Annotated in this window: 21 protein-coding genes and 1 other annotated feature; of the genes, 11 read left to right on the forward strand and 10 right to left on the reverse strand. The window is 55.9% G+C overall.

Features of this window, described 5'->3' with window-relative positions:
- A partial coding sequence (locus RUM_RS03045) for a glycogen synthase (RefSeq protein WP_049775496.1) occupies positions 1 to 986 on the forward strand: 986 nt, incomplete at its 5' end.
- A 129-nt stretch (positions 987 to 1115) separates the two neighbouring features.
- On the opposite strand, the gene RUM_RS03050 is transcribed toward RUM_RS03045, so the two are convergent.
- Positions 1116 to 2810, reverse strand: coding sequence for a cellulase family glycosylhydrolase (locus RUM_RS03050; protein ID WP_015557754.1), 1695 nt, complete (start codon positions 2808 to 2810; stop codon positions 1116 to 1118).
- Between the two features lie 273 nt (positions 2811 to 3083).
- Here RUM_RS03050 and RUM_RS03055 point away from each other — a divergent pair, with 273 nt between their 5' ends.
- A complete protein-coding gene (locus RUM_RS03055; protein WP_015557755.1) occupies positions 3084 to 3989 on the forward strand; it encodes an NAD(P)/FAD-dependent oxidoreductase in 906 nt (301 codons plus the stop codon).
- A 26-nt stretch (positions 3990 to 4015) separates the two neighbouring features.
- Here RUM_RS03055 and RUM_RS03060 read toward each other — a convergent pair whose 3' ends face one another.
- Genes RUM_RS03060 through iorA form a run of 3 tightly spaced genes read right to left on the reverse strand, consistent with a single transcriptional unit; the run spans position 4016 to position 7641 of the window.
- Positions 4016 to 5248 carry a phenylacetate--CoA ligase family protein gene (locus tag RUM_RS03060; protein ID WP_015557756.1) on the reverse strand — a complete coding sequence of 411 codons (1233 nt, stop codon included), beginning with the start codon at positions 5246 to 5248 and terminating at the stop codon, positions 4016 to 4018.
- Positions 5249 to 5263: 15 nt separating this feature from the next.
- Positions 5264 to 5845, reverse strand: a complete 582-nt coding sequence (locus RUM_RS03065; protein WP_015557757.1) for an indolepyruvate oxidoreductase subunit beta — start codon at positions 5843 to 5845, stop codon at positions 5264 to 5266.
- Positions 5842 to 7641, reverse strand: a complete 1800-nt coding sequence (gene iorA, locus RUM_RS03070) for an indolepyruvate ferredoxin oxidoreductase subunit alpha (protein WP_041326229.1) — start codon at positions 7639 to 7641, stop codon at positions 5842 to 5844. Before iorA ends, RUM_RS03065 begins: the two co-directional genes overlap by 4 nt.
- Positions 7642 to 7852: 211 nt before the next feature.
- Here iorA and pstC point away from each other — a divergent pair, with 211 nt between their 5' ends.
- Genes pstC through RUM_RS03100 form a run of 6 tightly spaced genes read left to right on the forward strand, consistent with a single transcriptional unit; the run spans position 7853 to position 13387 of the window.
- Complete coding sequence (gene pstC, locus RUM_RS03075) at positions 7853 to 8701, forward strand: phosphate ABC transporter permease subunit PstC (RefSeq protein WP_015557759.1); 849 nt, start codon at positions 7853 to 7855, stop codon at positions 8699 to 8701.
- Position 8702: 1 nt separating this feature from the next.
- A complete protein-coding gene (pstA, locus tag RUM_RS03080; protein WP_015557760.1) occupies positions 8703 to 9566 on the forward strand; it encodes a phosphate ABC transporter permease PstA in 864 nt (287 codons plus the stop codon).
- The gene (gene pstB / locus RUM_RS03085; RefSeq protein ID WP_015557761.1) at positions 9559 to 10308 is read left to right on the forward strand and encodes a phosphate ABC transporter ATP-binding protein PstB; all 750 of its coding nucleotides are present in this window, start codon (positions 9559 to 9561) and stop codon (positions 10306 to 10308) included. The genes pstA and pstB overlap by 8 nt, the downstream gene beginning before the upstream one ends.
- A 12-nt stretch (positions 10309 to 10320) precedes the next feature.
- Positions 10321 to 11019 (forward strand): phosphate signaling complex protein PhoU, encoded by a 699-nt coding sequence (gene phoU, locus RUM_RS03090; protein WP_015557762.1) that lies wholly within the window; start codon positions 10321 to 10323, stop codon positions 11017 to 11019.
- Between the two features lie 5 nt (positions 11020 to 11024).
- Positions 11025 to 11726: a response regulator transcription factor gene (locus RUM_RS03095; protein WP_338056920.1), complete on the forward strand. Its 702-nt coding sequence runs from the start codon at positions 11025 to 11027 to the stop codon at positions 11724 to 11726.
- Positions 11723 to 13387 carry an ATP-binding protein gene (locus RUM_RS03100; RefSeq protein ID WP_015557763.1) on the forward strand — a complete coding sequence of 555 codons (1665 nt, stop codon included), beginning with the start codon at positions 11723 to 11725 and terminating at the stop codon, positions 13385 to 13387. Before RUM_RS03095 ends, RUM_RS03100 begins: the two co-directional genes overlap by 4 nt.
- Positions 13388 to 13490: 103 nt before the next feature.
- Here RUM_RS03100 and rplL read toward each other — a convergent pair whose 3' ends face one another.
- The 6 genes from rplL to RUM_RS03130 all read right to left on the reverse strand — a co-directional run bounded on the left by rplL (position 13491) and on the right by RUM_RS03130 (position 18777).
- Complete coding sequence (gene rplL, locus RUM_RS03105) at positions 13491 to 13862, reverse strand: 50S ribosomal protein L7/L12 (RefSeq protein ID WP_015557764.1); 372 nt, start codon at positions 13860 to 13862, stop codon at positions 13491 to 13493.
- A 47-nt stretch (positions 13863 to 13909) separates the two neighbouring features.
- Complete coding sequence (gene rplJ / locus RUM_RS03110; protein WP_015557765.1) at positions 13910 to 14419, reverse strand: 50S ribosomal protein L10; 510 nt, start codon at positions 14417 to 14419, stop codon at positions 13910 to 13912.
- Positions 14420 to 14456: 37 nt separating this feature from the next.
- Positions 14457 to 14580 (reverse strand) — a sequence feature (ribosomal protein L10 leader region).
- Between the two features lie 68 nt (positions 14581 to 14648).
- Positions 14649 to 15821, reverse strand: coding sequence for a SpoIIE family protein phosphatase (locus RUM_RS03115; RefSeq protein WP_015557766.1), 1173 nt, complete (start codon positions 15819 to 15821; stop codon positions 14649 to 14651).
- Positions 15814 to 17484 carry a [Fe-Fe] hydrogenase large subunit C-terminal domain-containing protein gene (locus RUM_RS03120; protein WP_015557767.1) on the reverse strand — a complete coding sequence of 557 codons (1671 nt, stop codon included), beginning with the start codon at positions 17482 to 17484 and terminating at the stop codon, positions 15814 to 15816. Before RUM_RS03120 ends, RUM_RS03115 begins: the two co-directional genes overlap by 8 nt.
- Before the next feature lie 31 nt (positions 17485 to 17515).
- Positions 17516 to 17866, reverse strand: a complete 351-nt coding sequence (locus tag RUM_RS03125) for a (2Fe-2S) ferredoxin domain-containing protein (protein WP_338056921.1) — start codon at positions 17864 to 17866, stop codon at positions 17516 to 17518.
- A gap of 239 nt (positions 17867 to 18105) precedes the next feature.
- On the reverse strand, positions 18106 to 18777 hold the full coding sequence (locus RUM_RS03130) for a carbohydrate binding domain-containing protein (RefSeq protein WP_015557769.1): 672 nt from the start codon (positions 18775 to 18777) through the stop codon (positions 18106 to 18108).
- A 284-nt stretch (positions 18778 to 19061) separates the two neighbouring features.
- On the opposite strand from RUM_RS03130, the gene RUM_RS03135 reads away from it, so the two are divergent.
- The 3 genes from RUM_RS03135 to RUM_RS03145 are packed head-to-tail and all read left to right on the forward strand — an operon-like array spanning position 19062 to position 22100.
- Positions 19062 to 19817, forward strand: coding sequence for a hypothetical protein (locus tag RUM_RS03135; RefSeq protein ID WP_015557770.1), 756 nt, complete (start codon positions 19062 to 19064; stop codon positions 19815 to 19817).
- Complete coding sequence (locus tag RUM_RS03140) at positions 19817 to 20764, forward strand: ABC transporter ATP-binding protein (RefSeq protein WP_015557771.1); 948 nt, start codon at positions 19817 to 19819, stop codon at positions 20762 to 20764. The genes RUM_RS03135 and RUM_RS03140 overlap by 1 nt, the downstream gene beginning before the upstream one ends.
- Positions 20757 to 22100, forward strand: a complete 1344-nt coding sequence (locus tag RUM_RS03145) for an ABC transporter permease (protein ID WP_157864592.1) — start codon at positions 20757 to 20759, stop codon at positions 22098 to 22100. The genes RUM_RS03140 and RUM_RS03145 overlap by 8 nt, the downstream gene beginning before the upstream one ends.
- Positions 22101 to 22102: the final 2 nt, after the last annotated feature.

Below are 22102 nucleotides of genomic sequence, written 5' to 3' on the forward strand. Positions count from 1 at the left end.
ACAAGTATCAGCAGGGCTATGAGAACATCCATACCATATTCACCATCCACAACATCCAGTACCAGGGCAAGTACGGCAAGGAAGTGCTCAACGAGCTGATGGGCATTCCCCTGTATCACACCGGACTGTTGGAGTATGACGGCTGCGTGAATATGATGAAGGGCGCCATCGAAACCGCCGACAAGATCACCACCGTAAGCCCCAGCTATGCCTGGGAGATTCTGGATCCCTGGTATTCCCACGGGCTGGATCGGGCGTTGAATCCAAAGCAGTACAAGCTGTGCGGTTTCCTGAACGGCATCGACGTGGATGGCTACAATCCGGAAACGGATCCGGCGATTCCGGCAAATTACTCTGTGAAAAATATGCAGGGCAAGGCGAAGTGCAAGCAGGCGCTGCTGGAGGAACTGGGATTGCAGGATGGAGACGAACCCATCATCGGCATCGTGACCCGGTTCGTGTCCCATAAGGGCATCGATCTGATCCGCTATGTGTTTGAGGATATTCTGAATCTTGGCTATAAATTCGCCATCCTGGGCAGCGGCGAGAAGATCTTTGAGGATTTCTTCAAGGAAATGGCTTGGCGGCATCCGGGCAGAGTCAGCGTTACACTGGGCTTCATCCCCCAGTTGGCAAGACGGATCTATGCCGGCTGCGACATGTTCCTGATGCCCTCCCAGAGTGAGCCCTGCGGCTTGGCACAGATGGTGGCAATGCGTTACGGCACCCTGCCCATCGTCCGGGAGACCGGCGGTCTGCGGGACACCGTCCGGGATGGAGGCGGTGAAAACGGCAACGGATTCACCTTCAAAACCTACAACGCCCACGATATGCTGGGCGCATGCAACCGGGCAAAGATTGCTTACGATGACAAGCCCCGCTGGAAGGCACTACAAAAAACCGCTATGGAGAGTGACTTTAGCTGGAACGTGTCTGCGGAGTTGTACCTGGGTCTGTACCGGGAACTGACCGAGCAGCACACATAAAGACAGCGTCGCATCATCTCTGTGTGGTATTGTAAATCAATCAAACATCCCCCGACATCCTTGGATGCCGGGGGATTTCTGCGTGAGGGTGCAAAAAGGCGTGCTGCATTTGCAGCACGCCAAAGCTTTTTATGCAGGGAATTTGTCGATCAGATGCGCCAGGAACTGCTTGACCAGTACGCAGTCCACTGCGTTGACCCGCCCGTCCCCGTTTACGTCACATGCCGCCGTAGAGGGAATCTTGGAAGCGTCGATCTCCCGCACCAGATACCGGCTCATCAGCAGCAGGTCGGCGATGGTAACCTTGCCGTCCTTGTTCAGGTCGCCCTTGGTGACGGTGCCGGAGGCAGTGGTGTCAGCAGGCTTGGTTGTGGTGGTCGGCGGTGTCGGTGTGCCGCCATAGTACTCGGTCAGGCTCTGCCCGTTGCTGCCCAGGGGATACACATGATCCGCACTGATGTAGCGACCGTTGTCATCCTGCCAAAGAGACGGCTCCATCAGTCCGTACTTTTCCTCATCCCACTTGGAGAAGGTAGCGTCCAGCAATCCGCCGGTGTCACCGGAGTTGGGGTTGATGCACCAGAAAGTGTGGTTGATGTGGTTTTCGATCATGTAATCCCGCAGCAGACCCATCCACTTCTGGTTCTTGCCAGCGTCCATGTGTCCGCCCCACTCGCCGATCAGCAGGGGCGCAATGCCCTGGTCGTCGATGTATGCCCAGGTGTCGTACCAGTAATCATCCAGCAGGGTCTGGGTGGTGAAATCCTTGTCAAACCAGGTCTGTGCATAAACGGAGGGGCCATAATCGTGGGGGGAGTACACCAGCTTATCCTGATGCTCGCCCAGGTCGATGGGGTAATCCTTTACGCCCCGCAGGTTGCCGCCCCACCATGCCGGATGCCAGGGAGAAGGACGATCCACAGTAGGCTCCCACACGTCTGGGGTATCAAAGTTGTACCCCTGCTCTGTCTTGGGGTACTGCTCAATGCCCTCCACCACGATCAGCACGTTGGGGTTGACCTCCAGGATCTTCTTGGCACAGGTTTCAGCAGCGTATTTCCAGTTGTTTTCGTCCGTAGAATTGTCCCACTTTGCAATGGTTGTGGGGCAGGTAGCGGAGTCGTAGCCCCGTTTGCCATGCGGCTCGTTTTTCAGATCCAGAGCGATCAGGGTGTCGTCATTCTTATACCGGTCAGCCAGCCATACCCAGGTATCCATCCAGATCTCCGTGGTGACCATAACGCCGGTGCTCATTTCCTTGCCGTACCAAAGCTCGTAATTGTGACCGGAGTTGTTGGCGTCCGGACTGTGTACATCCACCATGACCTTGATGCCGTTTTCCTTACACAGCTTCAGCAGCACATCAAAAATTTCCAGGCTGTCCATCTGGGTGCCATCCTCCCGGCAAAGCTCCGGGTTGAAGCTGTAGTCCGGGGTGTTTTTTGCATTGATGCCGGAAGCCGGATCCGGCTCACCGATCATCCAGTAATACAGCAGCTCCGTGGATACCGGGATCCGCAGCAGGTTGATGCCGTGATCCGCAATGGATGCCAGCGTGTCGCTCATGTCACAGGACCAGAGTCCGTGCAGGAAGCACTCGCTGCAATTCATGCCGAACCAGTTTGCACCGGTGAGCCAGACCTCGTTGCCGTACATATCGTACAGCTTGTCTCCTTCAGCGTGAAGCCAGTCATCGTTTGTGTCGTCCACCGCGCTGGCACGCAGCCCCTGTCCGCTCATAGCATCCGTAAAGAATACGGAGGTACCTGCCAGAAGCGCAGCAGCCGTCATGACCGACGCAGTTTTGCGCCAGAACTGTTTCATAAATTCTATCCCCTCTCAAAATCAGCTGCGGCTTTTGCCGCTGTTTCCGATTATATGCAGAGAATCTGCACTTACAATTAGTGTACCGCATTTTGCACAAAAAGTCAAGGATTCTGCACAAGAATTCTTAATTAGCTGATCTGACCTGTTCAGAAAGCGGTTTCATGTTTCCCCGCCCTTTTATGATGCTGTTTTTGCATCGGGGTCAATTTTTAATTGCGCAGATCGGATATTCTCCGTCAAACCGGGCATACTCCTCCGGGAGGGATGCATATGTACGAGATTCTGATTGCCGGCGGGGGGATCGCCGGGCTGACGGCGGCGTTGTATGCTGCCCGGGCTGGATGCAGTACCCTGGTGCTGGAGCAGCAGTATTACGGGGGGCAGATCGTCAATGCGCCCCTGGTGGAAAACTATCCGGGCATCGATCAGATCTCCGGGGCGGATCTGGCAAAGCGGATCTACGACCAGGCGCTGGGGGCAGGTGCCGGATATGAGAGTGCCCGGGTGGAACGGGCGGAGCGGCGGCAGAATGGCTTTGCCCTGCATACAGACCGGGGGATATTCGAGGGCAGGGGACTGATTCTGGCAACCGGAGCCCGAAGCCGTCCCCTGGGGCTTGCACGGGAGGAGGCACTGACTGGTCACGGAGTGTCCTACTGCGCTGCATGCGATGGGGGACTGTACCGGGGTAAGAATGTGGCAGTGGTGGGGGGCGGCAACACCGCCCTGTTGGATTGCCTGCTGCTGGCGCAGGGCTGCGGTCGGGTGTATCTGATCCACCGGCGCAGCAGCTTCCGGGGCGAGAACGCTCTGTTGGAACAGGTGCAGGCTCTGCACAACGTGGAGATCCGGACGGACGCATCCGTCACGGAGCTTCTGGGGCAGGAGCGGCTGTCCGGTATCCGCCTGCAATCCGGGGAAACCCTGGCGGTGGACGCCTTGTTCATTGCGGTAGGGCGACATCCCAGGACGGAGCCCTTTGCTCGCCTGGTGGAGTTGGATCCGGGCGGGTATATCCGTGCCGGGGAGGACTGTCGTACCACGGCACAGGGGATCTTCTGCGCCGGGGATTGCCGCACCAAGTCCACCCGACAGCTCTGCACCGCCGCCGCTGACGGAGCTGCCGCTGCCCTGGGACTTTGCGAATGGCTTTCCAACGAAAAAAAGCAGGCATGATACCATGCCTGCTTTTTCATATTGCATCAATACCGGTTGTCGAACACCCGGGTGGATTTTTTCTCGCTGCGGGGCAACTCCCCGATGCTGACTGGCTTCACGTTTACAGAAATGCCGATTTTGGACTTAAATGCGTTCTGGAGCTCGATCTCCAGTTCGTAGCGGTTCGCCCCATCGTTGGCTTCCACGAACAGAGTGCAGATGTCCTTGCCGTTCACATGATCCAGCATGAACTGGTATTCACTGGATGCCCCCTCAATGCCGGTGAGCAGCTCTTCGATCTGGCTGGGGAAGATGTTGACGCCCTTGACCTTGACCATGTCGTCGGTTCTGCCCAGGATGGTGTCGATCCGGGGGAAGGGACTGCCGCAGGGGCATTCGCCGGGGATCACTCTGGTCAGATCATGGGTTCGGTAGCGAATCAGGGGTGCGCCCTGCTTATGCAGGGTGGTGATGACCAGCTCGCCGATCTCTCCGTCCGGTACATTCTTCCCGGTCTTGGGATCCACCACCTCAAAGTACAGATAATCCGTCCATACATGCATGCCGCAGGCGTGGTCGCAGCTGATGCCGATGCCGGGGCCGTATACCTCGGTCAGGCCGTAAATGTCATACAGCTGTACCCCCAGTTCGTTGGCGATCCGGTTCCGCATCTTTTCACCCCAGCGTTCGGAGCCGATGACGCCCTTGCGCAGGTGGATCCGGTTCCCGATGCCCCGCTTTGCGATTTCCTCTGCCAGCAGCAGCGCATAGGAGGAGGTGGCGCACAGCACGGTGGATTTCATATCCATCATCATCCTTAGCTGCTTATCCGTATTGCCGGGGCCCATGGGGATCACCATTGCCCCCAGCCGTTCCGCACCGTTCTGAAAGCCGATACCAGCCGTCCACAGACCATAGCCCGGTGTGATCTGGATCCGATCCAGATTGGTGATGCCGGCGGTTTCATAGCAGCGTTTGAACATTTCCGCCCAGTCCTCCACATCCTGCCGGGTGTAGGGGATGATGACCGGGGTGCCGGTGGTGCCGGAGGAGGAGTGGATCCGGACGATCTCCTCGTCCGGGACTGCCTGCAATCCCAGCGGGTATGCTTCCCGCAGATCTCCCTTCCAGGTGAAGGGCAGGGCTTCAAAATCCTCCTGGGACTGGATCTGGTCGATATTGATGCCCTCCAGCTTTCTCTGGTAGAAGCAGGGCTGGGAGGTCAGTTTTTTCAGTTGTGCCTTAATCAGATTGAATTGTGTTTCTGTCATTTTCATAGTGGGAGCTCCTTTCTAGCGGTTGCATACATATTCAATGGCGCCCAGGTTCAGGGCGTGGAATTTTTCCGGTACCAGCTTCTGCACAGCGTCCTTCAGTTGTGCCACGCTGATGCCCAGGGCGTCTGTATTGGCTGCCGCAGCCAGCAGCGCAATGTTCAGCACCTTGGGAGACTGACAGGCAGCGCACACAGCGTCTCCGTCAATGAGAATGGTGCGGATGCCGGCGGATTGCAGGTACTCCAGCATCTCCGCTCCCGTATAGGCAAGGCCGCTGAGGGATGCGGTCACGGGCTTGACCGCCTTTTGGTTGACCACAACAGTGCCCCCCTGCTTTAAAAAGGGCAGACAGCGGACAGCCTCCGCCGGTTCAAAGGCGATCATCACATCCGCCTTGCCCTTGGGGATCAGCGGCGAGTGGATTTCAGCTCCGGCACGCACATGGCTTACCACGCAGCCGCCCCGCTGTGCCATGCCGATGGTTTCGGCGGTGCGGACGGATTTTCCCTGCTGCATATAGGCATATGCCAGCAGCTTGGAGGCAAGGACTGTGCCCTGTCCTCCCACGCCGCACAGCAGACAGCTTGTACTTGTCATTGTGCATCCTCCTCTCTGATGGCACCGGGCTTGCAGACCTGTGCGCAGATGGTACAGCCGAAGCAAAGATCCGGCTCAATGTATGCCTTCTGCCCCTTCAAGGAAATGGCGGGACAGCCCAGCTCCCGGATGCACTGCTTGCAGCCGACGCAGCGGCTTTCGTCCACCTGGAGCCGTTTTGCAGGCTTGCTGACCGCAATGCAGGGGGATTTGCAGATGATCGCCTTGACCCCGGACTTGTCGGCTGCCGTCCTGACTGCCTGGATGGTCTGCTCCAGGTTCAGGGGATCCACCGTTTCCACACTGGTAAGCCCTACAGCCCGGAGAATGGCTTCAATGCTTACCCTGGGGGAGATCTCATGCATCATGGTCATGCCGGTGCCCGGATGGGGCTGGTGTCCGGTCATGGCAGTGGTGGAATTGTCCAGCACCATCAGAATAATATCCGTCCGGTTGTATACGGCGTTGACGATCCCCGTCATGCCGGAGGCAAAGAAGGTGGAATCCCCGATAAAGGAGAAGTTCACCGTATCCGGTTCGATCCGGTGGAGACCCTGCGCCATGGTAATATCCGCACCCATGCACAGACAGGTATCCACCATATCCAGGGGCATGGCGTTGCCCAGGGTGTAGCAGCCGATGTCGCCGCTGAATACTGCCTTGCGTCCCTTCATAGCCTGCTTGACTGCGTAGAAGGATGCCCGGTGGGGACAGCCTGCACACAGCACCGGCGGACGCACCGGCATCTGGGGCGGCTCCGGCAGCCGTACAGCCGGAACGGCATCCAGTCCCAGGTAGCCCTCCAGTACTTTATGTACGGATTCCACACTGTTTTCCCCGGCAGGCTGCACCATGCCGTCCAGCTTGCCGTGGATCTGTACCGGCAGGTGATGCTTGCCGCACAGATAGGTCAGCGCCCGTTCCAGCACCGGATCCAGTTCTTCAATGGCAAGCACCTGTTCCAGTCCCTCCAGGAACTGCAGTGCCAGTTCCTCCGGGAAGGGGTTGGCGGTGGCGATTTTCAGTACCTTGACCTGTCCGGTGTAATCCTCCAGCGCCTCCTGTAAATAGGTGTAGCTGATGCCGGAGGTGACGATGCCCAGTTTCCCGCTGCCGGTGAGCTGGTTGAACCGATAAGCGGAGAAGTCCTTGCTCAGCACCGGGGTGCGCTCCTCCAGCTTGATATGATTCAGATAGGAGGTGCGTGGGAAGATCACCCACCGCATGGTGTCCTTCACAAAGCCCTCCGGTTTGTGTACTGTGGGGGTCTCATGGAGCTGAATGTCTGCACAACTGTGACAGACCCGGGTGGTAGGTCGGAACAGCACCGGCGTGCCGTATTTTTCAGAGTATGCAAAGGCGTCCTGGATCATTTCATAGGCTTCCTCCGGGGTGGAGGGATCAAACACCGGCAGCTTTGCGAACTGGGCGAAGTGCCGGGTATCCTGCTCGGTCTGGGAGGAGATGGGCCCCGGATCGTCTGCGGAAACGATGACCATGCCCCCCTTGACGCCTACATAGGCAAGGCTCATCAGCGGGTCGGACGCCACGTTCAGCCCTACCTGCTTCATGGTGACCAGGGTGCGTGCCCCGGCGTAGGATGCGCCGGCAGCCACCTCCAGTGCAGCCTTTTCGTTGACGGACCACTCTACATATACGGAGCCGTCATTGCACTTGGCAACCGTCTCCAGGATCTCCGTAGAGGGTGTGCCGGGGTATCCTGCCACCAGGTTTACGCCGGCGTGCAATGCGCCCATGGCGATGGCGGCATTGCCCATTAAAAATGTCTTTGACAATCGGATCACTCTTTCCTGTGGATTTTGTCATAATTATGATTATACTACAAGTGCACTTTTTTTTCAATACCCGACAGAAAAAACGGGGATTTCAGACGGATTTAACATTCCATTTCCGGATTTAACATAGTTCTAAACCGGTGCGGATTGTGGATTTTACACGCCGGATGCTACAATAGAACCATAGAAAACAGATATGGAGGCATGGCTTATGCAAAAAATCAAGGAAACCGGCATGCGGCTGCTGTTCGCCCTGTGTGCCTGCATTTCCATCCTGGCGGTGGTGCTGATCTGCTGGTTCTTGTTTTCCAACGGCATTCCCGCCATCGGCGAGATTGGCGCTGACAAGTTCCTGCTGGGGGAGCGGTGGAAGCCCCTTGAGAAGCAGTTCGGCATCTTCCCCATGATCATCGGCAGCATTTATGTTACCGCCGGGGCAGTGCTGGTGGGGGTACCCATCGGCATTCTCTGTGCCGTATTCCTGGCTCGGTTCTGTCCCCCAAGGCTGCACCGGCTGCTGAAGCCGGCAGTGGATCTGCTGGCAGGGATCCCGTCCATCGTATACGGCTTTTTCGGACTGGTGGTCATCGTACCTCTGGTGCAGTCCCTGTTCGGGGGCAGCGGCAAGGGGATCCTGACCGCATCCGTGCTGCTGGGCATTATGATCCTGCCCACCATCATCAGCGTGACAGAGGCAAGCATCCGGGCTGTGCCGGAAAGCTACTATGAAGGCGCCCTTGCACTGGGCGCCACCAAGGAACGCAGCGTGTTCTGCGCCCTGATGCCCGGTGCCCGCTCCGGCATTACCGCCGGAGTGATCCTGGGTACAGGCCGTGCCATCGGGGAAACTATGGCGGTGGTTATGGTAGCCGGCAACGCAGCAGTGATGCCGGACGGTCTGCTTTCCGGCGTCCGGACGCTGACCGCCAACATCGTGCTGGAAATGGGTTATGCGGCGGATCTGCACCGGGAAGCCCTCATTGCCACAGCGGTGGTGCTGTTCGTGTTCATTCTTATCATCAATCTGATGTTCTCGCTGCTCAAGCGGAAGGAGGGGTAATATGAAGCTGTCCAAGGCGCTGCGCCAGTACCGGGGGCATAAGGGTTCCCTGGCAGTGCGGCTGCTGCTGTACGGTGCAGCGGTATTTACCATCGGGCTGCTGCTGTTTTTGATCGCCTACATTCTGGTCAAGGGCATTCCCAACCTGACCCCGGAGCTGTTTGCCTGGAAGTACACCAGCGAGAATGTGTCCATGCTTCCCTCCATCATCAACACCCTGCTGATGACCGGGCTGACCCTGTTGCTGGCAGTACCTGTCGGGGTGGGTGCGGCGGTGTACATGACCGAGTACGCCAAAACCGGCAGCAAGCTGGTGAAGGTGGTGCGGATCACCACGGAGACCCTCCAGGGCATTCCCTCCATCGTGTATGGCTTGTTCGGCTTTCTGTTCTTTGTCATTGCCTGCGGTTGGGATTACTCCCTGCTGTCCGGTGTCTGTACCATGGCGATCATGGTGCTGCCGTTGATTATGCGTACCACGGAGGAGGCGCTGCTGGCTGTGCCCGGCACCTACCGGGAGGGCAGCTTTGGCCTGGGTGCCGGGAAGCTGCGGACGATTTTCACCATTGTACTGCCCAGTGCCGTGCCGGGGATCCTTTCTGGCGTGATCCTGGCAGTGGGGCGTATCGTGGGAGAAACCGCTGCTCTGATCTTTACCGCCGGCACCTATGCGGCAGTGCCGAAGGATCTGTTCTCGTCCACCCGAACCTTGTCGGTGCACATGTACGCACTGCTGAACGAAGGGCTTTACACCAACCAGGCATACGCCACGGCAGTGGTGCTGCTGGTGGTAGTCATCGGCATCAACTGTCTGTCCGGGGCTGTGGCAAAAAAATTTGCAGGAGGCGCAAACAAGGATGAATAAGTTTTCGATTTCTGACATGAATCTGCATTATGGCAGCTTTCATGCACTGAAAAATGTACAGCTGGAGATTGCACCCCGTGAGATCACCGCCTTTATCGGCCCCTCCGGCTGCGGCAAGTCCACCCTGCTGAAATCCCTGAACCGGATGAATGATCTGGTGGAGGGATGCAGGATCGATGGGCAGGTACTGCTGGATGGAGAGGATATTTACGGGGATATGGACGTGAACCTGCTGCGTAAGCGGGTGGGCATGGTGTTCCAGAAGCCCAATCCCTTCCCCATGAGTATTTACGACAATGTGGCGTTCGGTCCCCGTACCCACGGCATCCGTTCCCGGGTGCAGCTGGACGAGCTGGTGGAGCAGTCCCTGCGGAGCGCCGCCATCTGGGACGAGGTGAAGGACCGGCTGCGGAAGTCAGCGTTTGGTCTGTCCGGTGGTCAGCAGCAGCGGCTCTGCATCGCCAGGGCGCTGGCAGTGAAGCCGGAGGTACTGCTGATGGATGAGCCTACCAGTGCATTGGATCCTATCTCAACTTTGAAAATCGAAGATCTTGCAACGGAGTTGAAAAAGGATTATACTATTGTTATGGTGACCCATAATATGCAGCAGGCTACCCGTATCTCGGACAAGACCGCCTTTTTCCTTCTGGGTGAGGTGGTGGAATTTGGTGTGACGGATCAGATCTTCTCCATGCCCAAGGACAAGCGCACGGAGGATTACATTACCGGACGGTTCGGATAAGGAGGAGCAGGTATGAGAAATCGGTTTGACGAGCAGCTGCGGCAGCTGAAGCTGGATATGATCCGGATGAGCTCCCTGTGTGAAACTGCGATTACGGTGACCATGCAGAATATGCTCAGCAGTGACCAGGTGTATACCCTGGACGACAGCGAGGAGGCATTTCAACAGCTTCAGAACATCAAGAACACCTATGAAAAGGCGGGGTTTCTGAAAGAGGAGATCGACCAGATGGAGCGGCAGGTGGAAAACCAGTGTATGAAGCTGCTGCTGCATCAGCAGCCGGTGGCGAAGGATCTGCGGGTGATCTCCGCAGCCATGAAAATGATCTACGATCTGCAGCGGATCGGGGATCAGGCATACGACATTGCGGACATTTCCCGGTATGTACAGGACACGGAGCTGATGCACCGGCTGCCCATGCAGCAGTTGGCGGATGCGGCGGTGGCAATGGTCACTGATAGTGTGGATGCCTTTGTGCGCATGGACTTTGCCCTGGCAAAGCATGTGATTGCAGCGGACGATACGGTGGATGAATATTTCAGCCGTATGAAGGAGGAGCTTGCAAAGGTCTTGCGGCAGGACGGGGACAGCAGCGTGTGCCTGGATATTCTGATGATCTCCAAATATCTGGAGCGGATCGCTGACCATGCGGTGAATATTGCGGATTGGGTGATTTTTGCACAGACCGGCGCCCATTCCGGGAAGGAGTGAGAACTGTGCTGATCTACATGCTGGAGGATGACCAGGTGATCCGGGATCTGGTGCTGTACGCCCTGCGGCAGCAGACGGATCTGGAGGCCCAGGGCTTTGAACGCCCCTCCGCATTTTACGCAGCGGTGCGCAGCCGTGTGCCGGATCTGATCCTGCTGGATGTGATGCTGCCGGAGGAGGACGGACTGACCGTGCTGAAAAACCTGCGGCTTCGCCGGGAGACCAAGCTGACCCCGGTAATCATCCTGTCCGCCAAGGGTACGGGCTACGACAAGATCTGCGGTCTGGACGGGGGAGCGGACGATTACATTCCCAAGCCCTTTGAGATCATGGAGCTGCTGTCCCGGGTGAAGGCGTGGGAGCGGCGGCTGTCTCTGACTGCCCAGGAGGCATCCGGGGAGGAGCAGCCCCGGGAATACCGGATCGGCGGGCTTACTGTCAGTCCGGTGTACCATACGGTGACGGCGGATGGGGAGGAGGTGCGCCTGACCATGAAGGAGTACGAGATCCTCTGCTATCTGCTTGCCCACCAGGATCAGGTCTGCACCCGGGAACAGATTTTCAGCCGGGTGTGGGGGTATGGCTCCGAACGGGAGAACCGGACTCTGGACGTACATATCCGAACCCTGCGGGTGAAGCTGGGGGAGTACGGAAACCTGATCGAAACCATCCGGGGCGTAGGCTATAAGATAAGGAGCAGCGTATGAAACGAAGCATTTTCAAGGGCATGCTGCTGGTGTCGGTGCTTTCCCTGCTGGCATGCACCGTGCTGATCATGGACGTGCTGTACGGGTATTTTGACAAGCGTGCCAACGAGGAGCTGCATCAGCAGGCAACCAGCATTGCCCGGGGCGTGGAAGCGGCAGGCATGGAGTATTTTGAGGGCTTCCAGGCGTCGGAGCGTGTTACCTGGATCACTGCCGCCGGCACGGTGCTGTACGACAACCAGGCGGATCAGTCCCGGATGGAAAACCACAGTGACCGGGAGGAGTTCATCAAAGCCAAGTCGGACGGTGCCGGGGAAGCCACCCGGTATTCCTCCACCCTGGCGGAAAAGACCATTTACTACGCACTGCGGCTGGAGGACGGCAGCGTGCTTCGGGTATCCCAGACCCAGTACACGGTGCTGACGGTATTGATGGGACTTGCCACACCGGTGGTGATTGTGCTGCTGTGCGTGATGATCCTGTCGGCGGTGCTGTCCTCCGCCGTGGTCAAGCGGATCGTCAAGCTCATCAACGCCATTGATCCGGAGCATCCGGATACGGATGCAGACTATGAGGAGATTGCCCCGTTGCTGTACAAGATCCACACCCAGAACCAGGAGATCGCCCGGCAGATGCGGACACTGAAAAAGCAGCAGGAGGAATTCCGCCAGCTGACCGCCCACATGCGGGAAGGATTGCTGGTGGCGGACAGCCACTGCGAGGTGCTAAGCTGGAATGCGGCAGCTCTGGAGATCTTCGGGGTTCCGGAATCCACCGACACCCGGAATATTTACGAATTCAATCGCAGTGAGCCCTTCCGCATGGCGGTGGAGCAGGCACTTGCCGGACAGCCGGCGGAGCAGCTTCTGTCCCTGGGGCAGCACAGTTATCGGATGCTGGCAAGCCCCGTACAGGAGCAGGATGCGGTGACCGGCATTATGGTGCTGCTGCTGGATGTGACCGAGCAGGAGCATCGGGAGCAGCTGCGCCGGGAATTTACCTCCAACGTATCCCACGAGATGAAGACGCCTCTGACCGCCATCCACGCCATTGCCGGCATGCTGGTGCAGGATGTGATTGAGCCGAAGGACGTGAAGAAATTTGCCGGAGATATTTACCGGGAATCCGCCCGGATGATTGCCCTGGTGAACGATACCCTGCGGCTGTCCCGGATGGACGAGAACGGGATTGCCGAGCCAAAGGAGCCGGTGGATCTGTATGACCTGGCGGAGGAGGTCATTGCTCGGCTGCGGGTAACGGCGGAGAAAAAGCAGGTTGCTTTCTCCCTGGCAGGGACCCATGTGACCGTCAACGGCGTGTACAGCATGCTGGAGGAAATGATCTACAACCTGTGCGACAATGCGGTCAAGTACAACAAGGAGCAGGGCACCGTTACTGTGTCCGTGCTGACTGCCGGCAAGGAGGGCATCCTGATGGTGCAGGATACGGGCATCGGCATTCCCCAGGAGGATCAGAGCCGGATCTTCGAGCGGTTCTACCGGGTGGACAAGAGTCACTCCCGTGCCATCGGGGGGACCGGTCTGGGCCTGTCCATCGTCAAGCACGGTGCTGCATACCACAATGCCCAGGTACAGGTATCCTCCAAGCCCGGAGAGGGTTCCACCTTTACGGTGATTTTTCCCGAAACTCTGCAAGCATAAAAAACGCCGCACAGATTCTCTGTGCGGCGTTTGTGTGTGCAAACAAAAAGCAGCGCTTACGCATTTGCATAAGCGCTGCCTTGCAGCATTGGTAAGGGAAATCTTACTTCAGCTCTACGGTTGCACCAGCAGCCTCCAGCTTGGTCTTGATCTCCTCAGCGTCAGCCTTGGAAGCGCCTTCCTTCAGGGTCTTGGGAGCGCTCTCAACAACTTCCTTTGCTTCCTTCAGACCAAGGCCCAGGATCTCCTTAACAGCCTTGATAACGCCCATCTTGCTGTCGCCAAAGGATGCCAGAACTACGTCGAATTCTGTCTTCTCCTCAGCAGCAGCTGCGCCTGCACCTGCAGCCGGAGCAGCAGCGATTGCAGCAGTTACGCCGAATTCTTCCTGAATAGCGTCAACCAGCTCGGACAGTTCCATAACGGTCATGCCCTTGATGTCTTCAACGAATTTCAAAATCTTTTCAGAAGCCATGATAATAATCTCCTTTTATTTATGATATTGTAGTGTTTGACCTGCTATTAAGCAGCGTCATCGGACTTGCTGTCAGCAACAGCCTTAACAGTAGCAGCGAGCTTCTGGATCGGACCCTGCAGGGAGCCAACCAGCTGTGCAAGCAGTACATCCTTGGACGGGATCTTGGACAGAGCCATTACCCCAGCCTGGTCGTAAGCAACGCCCTCAACGAAGCCTGCCTTCAGGTTGAACTTGTCGTCCTGAGTCTCGGCGAACTTGCCCAGAATCCGTGCGGGAGCAGTCTGATCGTCGTTGGAAATTGCAACGGCAGTGGTGCCTTCGAGGATACCGTCGAAGTCGTTCATGCCGATGTTGTGGAGTGCAAAGCGGAGCATGGTGTTCTTTTCTACGGAGTAGTGAACCCCAGCCTCACGCAGTTCCTTTCTGAGCTTGGTGTCCTGCTCTACTGTGATACCCTTATAGTCCACGAATACGCAGGAAACTGCACTCTGGAGCTGCTCGGTCAGCTTTACGACCTTCGCCTTCTTTGCTTCCAAAACCTTTTCACTTGCCATGTTTTGTTTCACCTCCGATAGTGATGTAAATCGTATCAGAAGAACACAAAAATCCCTTCCCGTGTATACGAGAAGGGACAGTCAATTTATCTTGACGTGCACTCCTCGGCTGGATTTACGGCGAAGCCACCAGCTGTCTTTAGAATACGATTATCCGGGCATATCTGCCGCAGAACAATAATTATTATAGCACAGGAAAATGTGCTTGTCAAGCATTTTTTGCAATTTTTCAGAAGTAGCTGACCTTGATCTGCTTGCCCATTTTCTTCAGGCATTCCGCCAGCTCGTTGACCATCTGCATCTTGATGTGGAACTGGATGGGCAGATTCGGGTTCTGATGCGCCGGATTCACCGCCCGCCCCACGAAAAAGTTAATGTCCGTAGCTTCCTCAAAGAGCATCCGGGCAATCAGGGACGCTCCATCCTTCTGACAGCTCCATTTGGCGTAGGACTCGTTGTCCTCCAGATAATTTTTTGCATAGGACAGCACCCGGTTGATGGTGATAATACCCTCCGTCACCAGATCCACGCCTTCGATCTTTGCAATGGGGGGGATCTCCGGATCCGGGAAATCCAGCGCCGGAATCAGCTTCTTGCGCAGGAACTTTGCTGCAATGTTGGAAGTGGTGCCGCCGCAGACAATGTGCTTGCCCTCCTTGGAGAAGAACAGGGACATCATTTTGTTGCAGTCCTCCCGGTTGGCAGGGGGGCCGATGATGAGATTCACCGGCTGCCGTTTCCGGATCCGGATGGTGCAGACGGTGGTATCGTCCCCGGGCTTGCCGCCGTAGAGCCGGACGCATTCATCCAGCAGAATGGTGGTCAGAGTCTTGGCGGTAAAGCCCACCTCTGCAAAGGTCTCCATATAGGAGATAATGTCCTCCCGCTGCCAGCCGAAATTCAGGGTCATGCCCACCCCGGCGTGAATGGCACCGTCGCTCATGGCGATGAAAATATCCTGCTCCTGGAGCTTGATCCGGGAACGGTAAATGGTCTTGCCGTCGATCTGCATCTGGGTGGAGGGGATATCCTGGTATTTTCCATCCCGAAACAGGATCACCATCGGGTTGTCGTACTGGATGATCTCCGCTTCCTCATTTTCCACCAGCCGGATGATGGTAAAGGTGGAGTATGCCACTCCCCGGACAGCACACACCGGCAGGGTAGCTGCGATGGTTGCCACACAGTCCTCGATCTTCATATTCTCCGCCATCATGGTGGAAATGATCTTGGCAGTCAGGGTGGAGAGGATGCTTGCCTTCACGCCGCTGCCCAGGCCGTCCGCCAGTACGATGACCGTGGAGTGATCGTCCGGAGAGATCACATCCACATGGTCGCCGCAAAGCTGCTCCCCGAATTTGTTCACACTCCGGTAGCCGATATCCGCACAGAAATTATTCATCCGAGATCGCCCCCTTGAGCTTGGTCAGTGCGATCTTGGTCTCCGCTGCGGTTTCACCCAGCAGGGAGGCGATCTCCTGTACGATGCGCATCTGCTTGTCTACCACCTTGTCGGCGGTTTCAATGGTCTGCTGCCGGATGGATTCCTTGGTGCGGCGCTGCCGCTCCTCCTCTGTTACGTCCCGCATCATGCACATCAGCACCCGATAGGAAGCGTCATACAGAATCGTCTCGTCCACATACTTATTGTATTCCGCCAGATAGGTGCGCCGATCCCGGATGGTGGCGCCGCCGTTCTTTACGTCCAGGAAATCCTTCGGATCCCGGATCCGGATCACCTGCTCTCCCAGTACATCGCTGGGATGCCGCACGTTCAGAATCTCACAGGCGGTCTGGTTGATCTGCTGTACCTCCAGGGATTCGTTCAGCACCAGAATGCCGTTGGAGGTGTTGTTGATGATATGATCGGAGAAATTCTCCGCCCGATCCTTCAGATAGGGCAGGCACATGGTCAGATCCGCCTTGCCCTGGTAAATGGCAATTGCCTTTTCCCGGCAGGTGTTATAGCCGCAGGAGCCGCAGTTCAGCTCGTCAGAGGGCTTGTTCTTGCCCATCTGCCGGAGAATGGTGAAGATCTCGGTTTCCGTGGGCTGGGGCAGCTTCCGGTTGATGGCTTCCATCTCTTTGTGGATCCGTTCCTGTGGCAGGGTTTCAATGGGGAAGTCCTCACTGCCGGCGTAAGCGTCCACTGCCGCATAGTCCCGGATGGGTGTCCGGTGGTATTTTTCCATGACCGGTCCGCCGATGCAGCTACCGGCGCAGGCGGACATTTCGATAAAGCAATTGTTCAGTCCGCCCTGCTCCAGGTCGTGCAAAGCGGCAATACAGTTTTCAATGCCGTCCACGGAAATATACTGATAGCCCGGCACCTTCTCCATGGTCTTGAGAATGCCTCCGGAGGTGGGGAACAGCCGGGTTCGGCTCTGGGAATTGTGGTCAACATTCTGCTCCAGCTGGATGTTTGCTTCCTCCAGCATCCGGGTCAGCTCCTCGAAGGTCATAACCTCGTCCACATAGCCGGTGTAGTGATCCGCCTCATCCTTCTTGGACAGGCAGGGGCCGATGAATACCACATGGGCATTGGGCATCCGGCGGCGGATATCCACGCTGTGCGCCTGCATGGGGGAGATCACATCCGCCAGATAGGGCAGTGCCTGGGGAAAGTGCTTCTGGATCAGCAGATTCACCGAGTGGCAGCAGGAGGAGATCAGCACATCCGGCTTCCGGTTCCGGAGAATGTCCTCGTACATCCGGTTCACATAGGTGGCACCGATGGCTGTTTCCTCCGCAGCGGCAAAGCCCAGCTGCCGCAGCGCCTGTTCCATGGCTTCGATGCCTACCCCGTAATTGGCGATGAAGGAGGGGGCAATGCTTGCTACTACCGGCTCCTCGCCCTCCAGCAGCACCTTTACCGCCTCCGTAGCGTCGGCGATCTCCTTGGCGTTCTGGGGACAGACTACAAAGCACTGACCGCACAGGATGCATTCGTTGCCCACGATGTGCGCCTGGTTGCCGGAAAAGCGGATGGACTTGACCGGACAGTGCCGGATGCATTTATAGCAATTTTTACAGTTTGTTTTGCGTAGCTTCAGAAATTCGGACATGGTTGTCCCTCCTTACAGACTGTGATGTGCCTTATAGCTTGGTCAGTACCTCATTGTTGAAAAACTGATCCACCGTATCCGGGGTCAGGGAATAGATCTGGTCGTCGCAGGACACACAGACCCCGTTCTGACAGTTGTTCATGCAGAAGGTGCCCGCCAGCTCGATCTGATCCTCCAGCTTTTTTTGCGCAATCAGCGCCTGCAGTTGTTCCACCACCTGACGGGAGCCCTTCAGATGACAGGAACTGCCGATACAAACCTTGATTTTCATACGATTTCTCCTTTCTGATTCAGACGATGCCCACGCAGCCGTCGAGCATAACATGTCGCATTGTTTGAGGCGGTTTTGTACACAATGCACAAAAAATAAGGCATATTTCATGATACATCAAGAAAATTTGGTGCAATATGACGAATGATATACCGCATTTTGCTGAAATGAGCCTGGATTCGCCCTTTTGTCGCATAGATCGTGAAAAAATACTATGCATGTGAACATTTTAACACCCTATCCTGCCCATGCGTACTGCAAATTACGCATGTTTATCATATGAGAATTTATATGATAAAAGCAAAAATCCCCGCAACGCCGGAGCGCCCGGGGATTCATCCGAGATGTGATCAGGGCTTCTTCCGGAAGATCCTGCGCAGGATCAATGCCCCTGCCACTGCACCGCCTGCCACCAGCGCTGCTTTTTTCAGCTGAGCCTTTGTGATGGATACATCAGAATTGTTCACTTCAAAGTGCAGAACAGGCTGTTCGCCGGGTTCCGGCCAGCCGTTTTCAAACACTACATTGGAACGCTGCGCCTGGTCGTAATTTTCCGGATCACTGATCAGTTCTTCATACTGTGCCGGTTCCTCTGCCGGGGCGATGGTGGTCACAGCCCGCATGGCATTGAACCGGAGAGTCACTTTGTCCGCAGCAGGTGCCGTAAAGGGCACCGCCATCAGATACCAGCCGTTTTTATATTTCAAAGGCTTGATGAAGCCACGGTTCAGCCTAAAGGTCTGCCGTTCCTCCCACTGACCTTCACCGAAGACCTCCAGATTGCATACCTCATCATACTGGTCGTTTTCGCCCCCGTTGAGCCAGAACACAAACGTGTATTCCTCGCCGGGTTCCAGGACGATATCCGTGCGAATGGTGCTCCAGTCGTACTGCCAATTGCCCAGCTGCCATGCTTCCGTGGTTTTGCCGTCAAAGCCCGTTACCTCTGTAATGGCTGCAACGCCGGTGGGGACTGTTGCGTCCATGCGCCACTGATCCGGGCAAAAGAAAATCTGTTTCATTGTATGATCCCTCCTGTATGTCATCATGATGCATCTCATACATTATATACTACATCTCAGTATAGCACAGCCCGGCGGAAAAGTCAACCGAATTTGCGGAATCACTCATACAAATCGCACAGTTTTCTGCCGCATTTAATGCTGCTTGCCGTGTATTTTGCCAAAAGTGCAAATGGGGGTCATTTTTTTTGCGAAAACAGTTGACAACAAGTGTACTAGGGTGTATAATACAACAAGAGTATTAATGAAGCTAATACACCTAATACATTTGGAGGAGAGGGAACATGAAAAACGTGTACAAACGCATCAACCGTGGCCTGGTTCTGGCAGGGGTGCTGCTTGTGGGCTTCGTGATCTATGTAATCAGCGATACCCTGCAGTTCAAAAAGACAAAGCCCCTGCTTAAGGATATGGCGGCGGATTACATGCAGAAGCTGTGTGAGCTGAACGTGACCCCGGAGAAGTACCGGAGTCTGGAGGAGCTTGCAAAGCAGCCGGATTACGTCAAGAGCATCCAGGATGATCTGACCAAGCTGCTGAACGAAAACTGGAAGGATGTTGAATCCGCCCAGAGCCAGAGCTTTTACTATTACGGCATGAACCGCAGCGAGGTGGAAGCCGGCTACAACAGCTATCTGAAGGATTCCGGAGAGGTGTACGGATATATCACCAAAATGACTGCCGCCGTGAACAATGCGGACTGCTCCGTGACCAAGTGCGGGGTCAACACTGCCCAGGTGATAATGTCCTTTGACTGTGTGGTGCAGTATGTAGGCGATCCCTGTTGGTTTTCTCCTGCGTATCCCAATGCCATGCAGGATATTGCAGGCGGGAATATGTACATGTACCAGGAAGACGTAGCCATACCTCAGGGCAAGGAACAGAAGCGTTCTTCCGATCTGATGTCCACCACTGTTACTGTAAGTTATGAATTCACCTACCAGTTGGTGGATGGGGACTGGAAGATCATCTATCTGGACAGCCTTGGCTGGGAGAATGGCAGCACCGTCATCGTTTCCGGGGAAGGAGGAGAAGCGTAATGGAGGTTGCACTGAAAATTGACCACCTGAATAAATATTTCGGCAAGCGGCAGATCCTGCATGATATTTGCATGGAGGTTTACGCCGGGGAGGTGTTCGGCTTCCTTGGCCCAAACGGTGCCGGAAAGACCACCACCATCAAGATTGTTGTGGGACTGCTGCGGCTGGATGAGGGCGATGTACAGATCCACGGTCACAGCATCACCAAGCACTTTGAGGATGCCATGGCGTGCGTGGGAGGCATCGTAGAAAACCCGGAGCTTTACAAGTACATGACCGGCAGGGAGAATCTGCGGCAGTATGCCAGGATGCGCACCGGCGTGGACGAAAAGCGCATTGACGAGGTAGTGGAGCTGGTGGGGCTGTCCAACCGGATCAACGACAAGGTCGGCAAGTACTCTCTGGGCATGCGGCAGCGGCTTGGGGTGGCGCAGGCGCTGCTCCACCGGCCCAAGCTCCTGATTCTGGACGAACCCACCAACGGATTGGATCCGGCAGGCATCAAGGAGCTGCGTGACATTCTGAAAAACCTTGCCCACAAGGAGAACATTGCAGTATTGGTTTCCAGTCACCTGATGTCGGAAATGGAAATGATGTGCGACCGGGTTGGCATCATCGTTGGGGGCAGGATCCTGGATGTCCAGACCACGGAGGATATGATCTCTGCGGCACAGGATACCACCATCCGGTACACCTTAAAGGTCAGTGATCCTGCCGCTGCGGTACAGGCTCTGACTCAATTGCCGGAGCAGGCAAAGCAGGCTGTGGAGGATTCCCTGGTGCTGCGGATAGAAACAGAAAGAGCGGACGAGATCATCGGCGATGTGATCGAAACCCTGGTATCCCGGCAGATTCGGGTCATGACCTGTGTGCCGGAGCAGACCAAGCGGCTGGAGGATGTATTTATCGCCATGACACAGGAGAACGGGGGTGCGCAAATTGGGTAAGTTTATCCGACTTGTACAAAACGAGTATATCAAGATATTAAAGAAGGTAAGCACCTGGATCATGCTGATTCTGATCCTGGTGGTGTGTGTAGGCTATTTCGGCGTTTCCAAGATTGCAGAATATCAAGTGAAGAATAACCGTTACGAGATGTCCGAACAGGATTGGAAGAAACAGCTCAACAGCAATCTGACCTATGCCAAGGAGACCAAGTATGAAGGCTGGGAGGCTGACGTTGCCGAATACCAGTTCTGCCTGGATCATGAGATCTTCCAGTACGACTGGCGCAGGACGGCTGTCACCGCTGTTTTTCACGAGGTGCAGGATGCAGCCGTTGCGGAATCTCTGAAAACAGCTATCATCAACGAGGACTGGAAGGCATACTTTCAGTACATGCTGGATGCCGCTCCGGAGGGAACAGAGGAGGACAGCTGGCTGTACCAGTACTGCATCGACCACAATCTGAAGCCGGATCAGGAGGATGCCACATACCGGCTGGCGGCACAGTTGTCCACAGCCAAGGCAGAGCTTGCGTCCATGGAGCAGCAGAAGGGAAACGGCGTCAGCGTGGATGCAAACAAATACCAGAAGCTGAAGGATAATGTGCAGCTGTATACCTATCGGCTGGATCACAGCATTACCTTTGATGTGTCCGAAAATACCGGCTGGTTCAACTCCGGGATCTTGAATTTCTGGACTGTGTTCAGCGATTCCTACCGGGTGCTGACCTTTGTCGGCATATTGATGATCATGGTCTGCGGCGCCATCGTTTCCTCTGAATTTTCCCAGGGCACCATCAAGTTCCTGCTGATCAATCCGGCAAAGCGCTGGAAGATCCTTGCGGCAAAGTATGTGACCGCCATTACCTTCGGCTACTGCATGCTCCTGCTGACCTACCTGCTTTCCGGTCTCGGGTCCATGCTCCTGTTTGGCACGGATAACCTGGGGGCACAGTATTTTTACGTTTCCTCCGGTGCTGTGAAGAGCATGCCCGGATTTGTATACATCCTGCGCAATTATATGCTCAGCAGTGTGAACATTCTGGTGATGTCCAGCCTTGCCTTTGCGATCTCCTCCCTGGTGCGGAATACGGCGCTGTCCGTGGGCATCGGTATGGGTGCCATGCTGGGCGGCAGTCTGATCGTCACCATTCTCAGTGCCTTCCGTCTGGACTGGGCACGGTTCCTGATCTTCTCCAACACGGATCTGATCGCCATTTCCCAGGGGAATTCCGCCTTTATGGGACAGACAGTGGGCTTTGCCCTGTGTGTTCTGGGCGTGCATCTGTTCATCTTCCTGCTGACCGCATGGGATGGTTTCGTGCGCCGGGAGGTGTGATC

The sequence above is a fragment of the Ruminococcus champanellensis 18P13 = JCM 17042 genome (assembly GCF_000210095.1).
In the GTDB taxonomy this organism is placed as follows: Bacteria; Bacillota; Clostridia; order Oscillospirales; family Ruminococcaceae; genus Ruminococcus_F; species Ruminococcus_F champanellensis.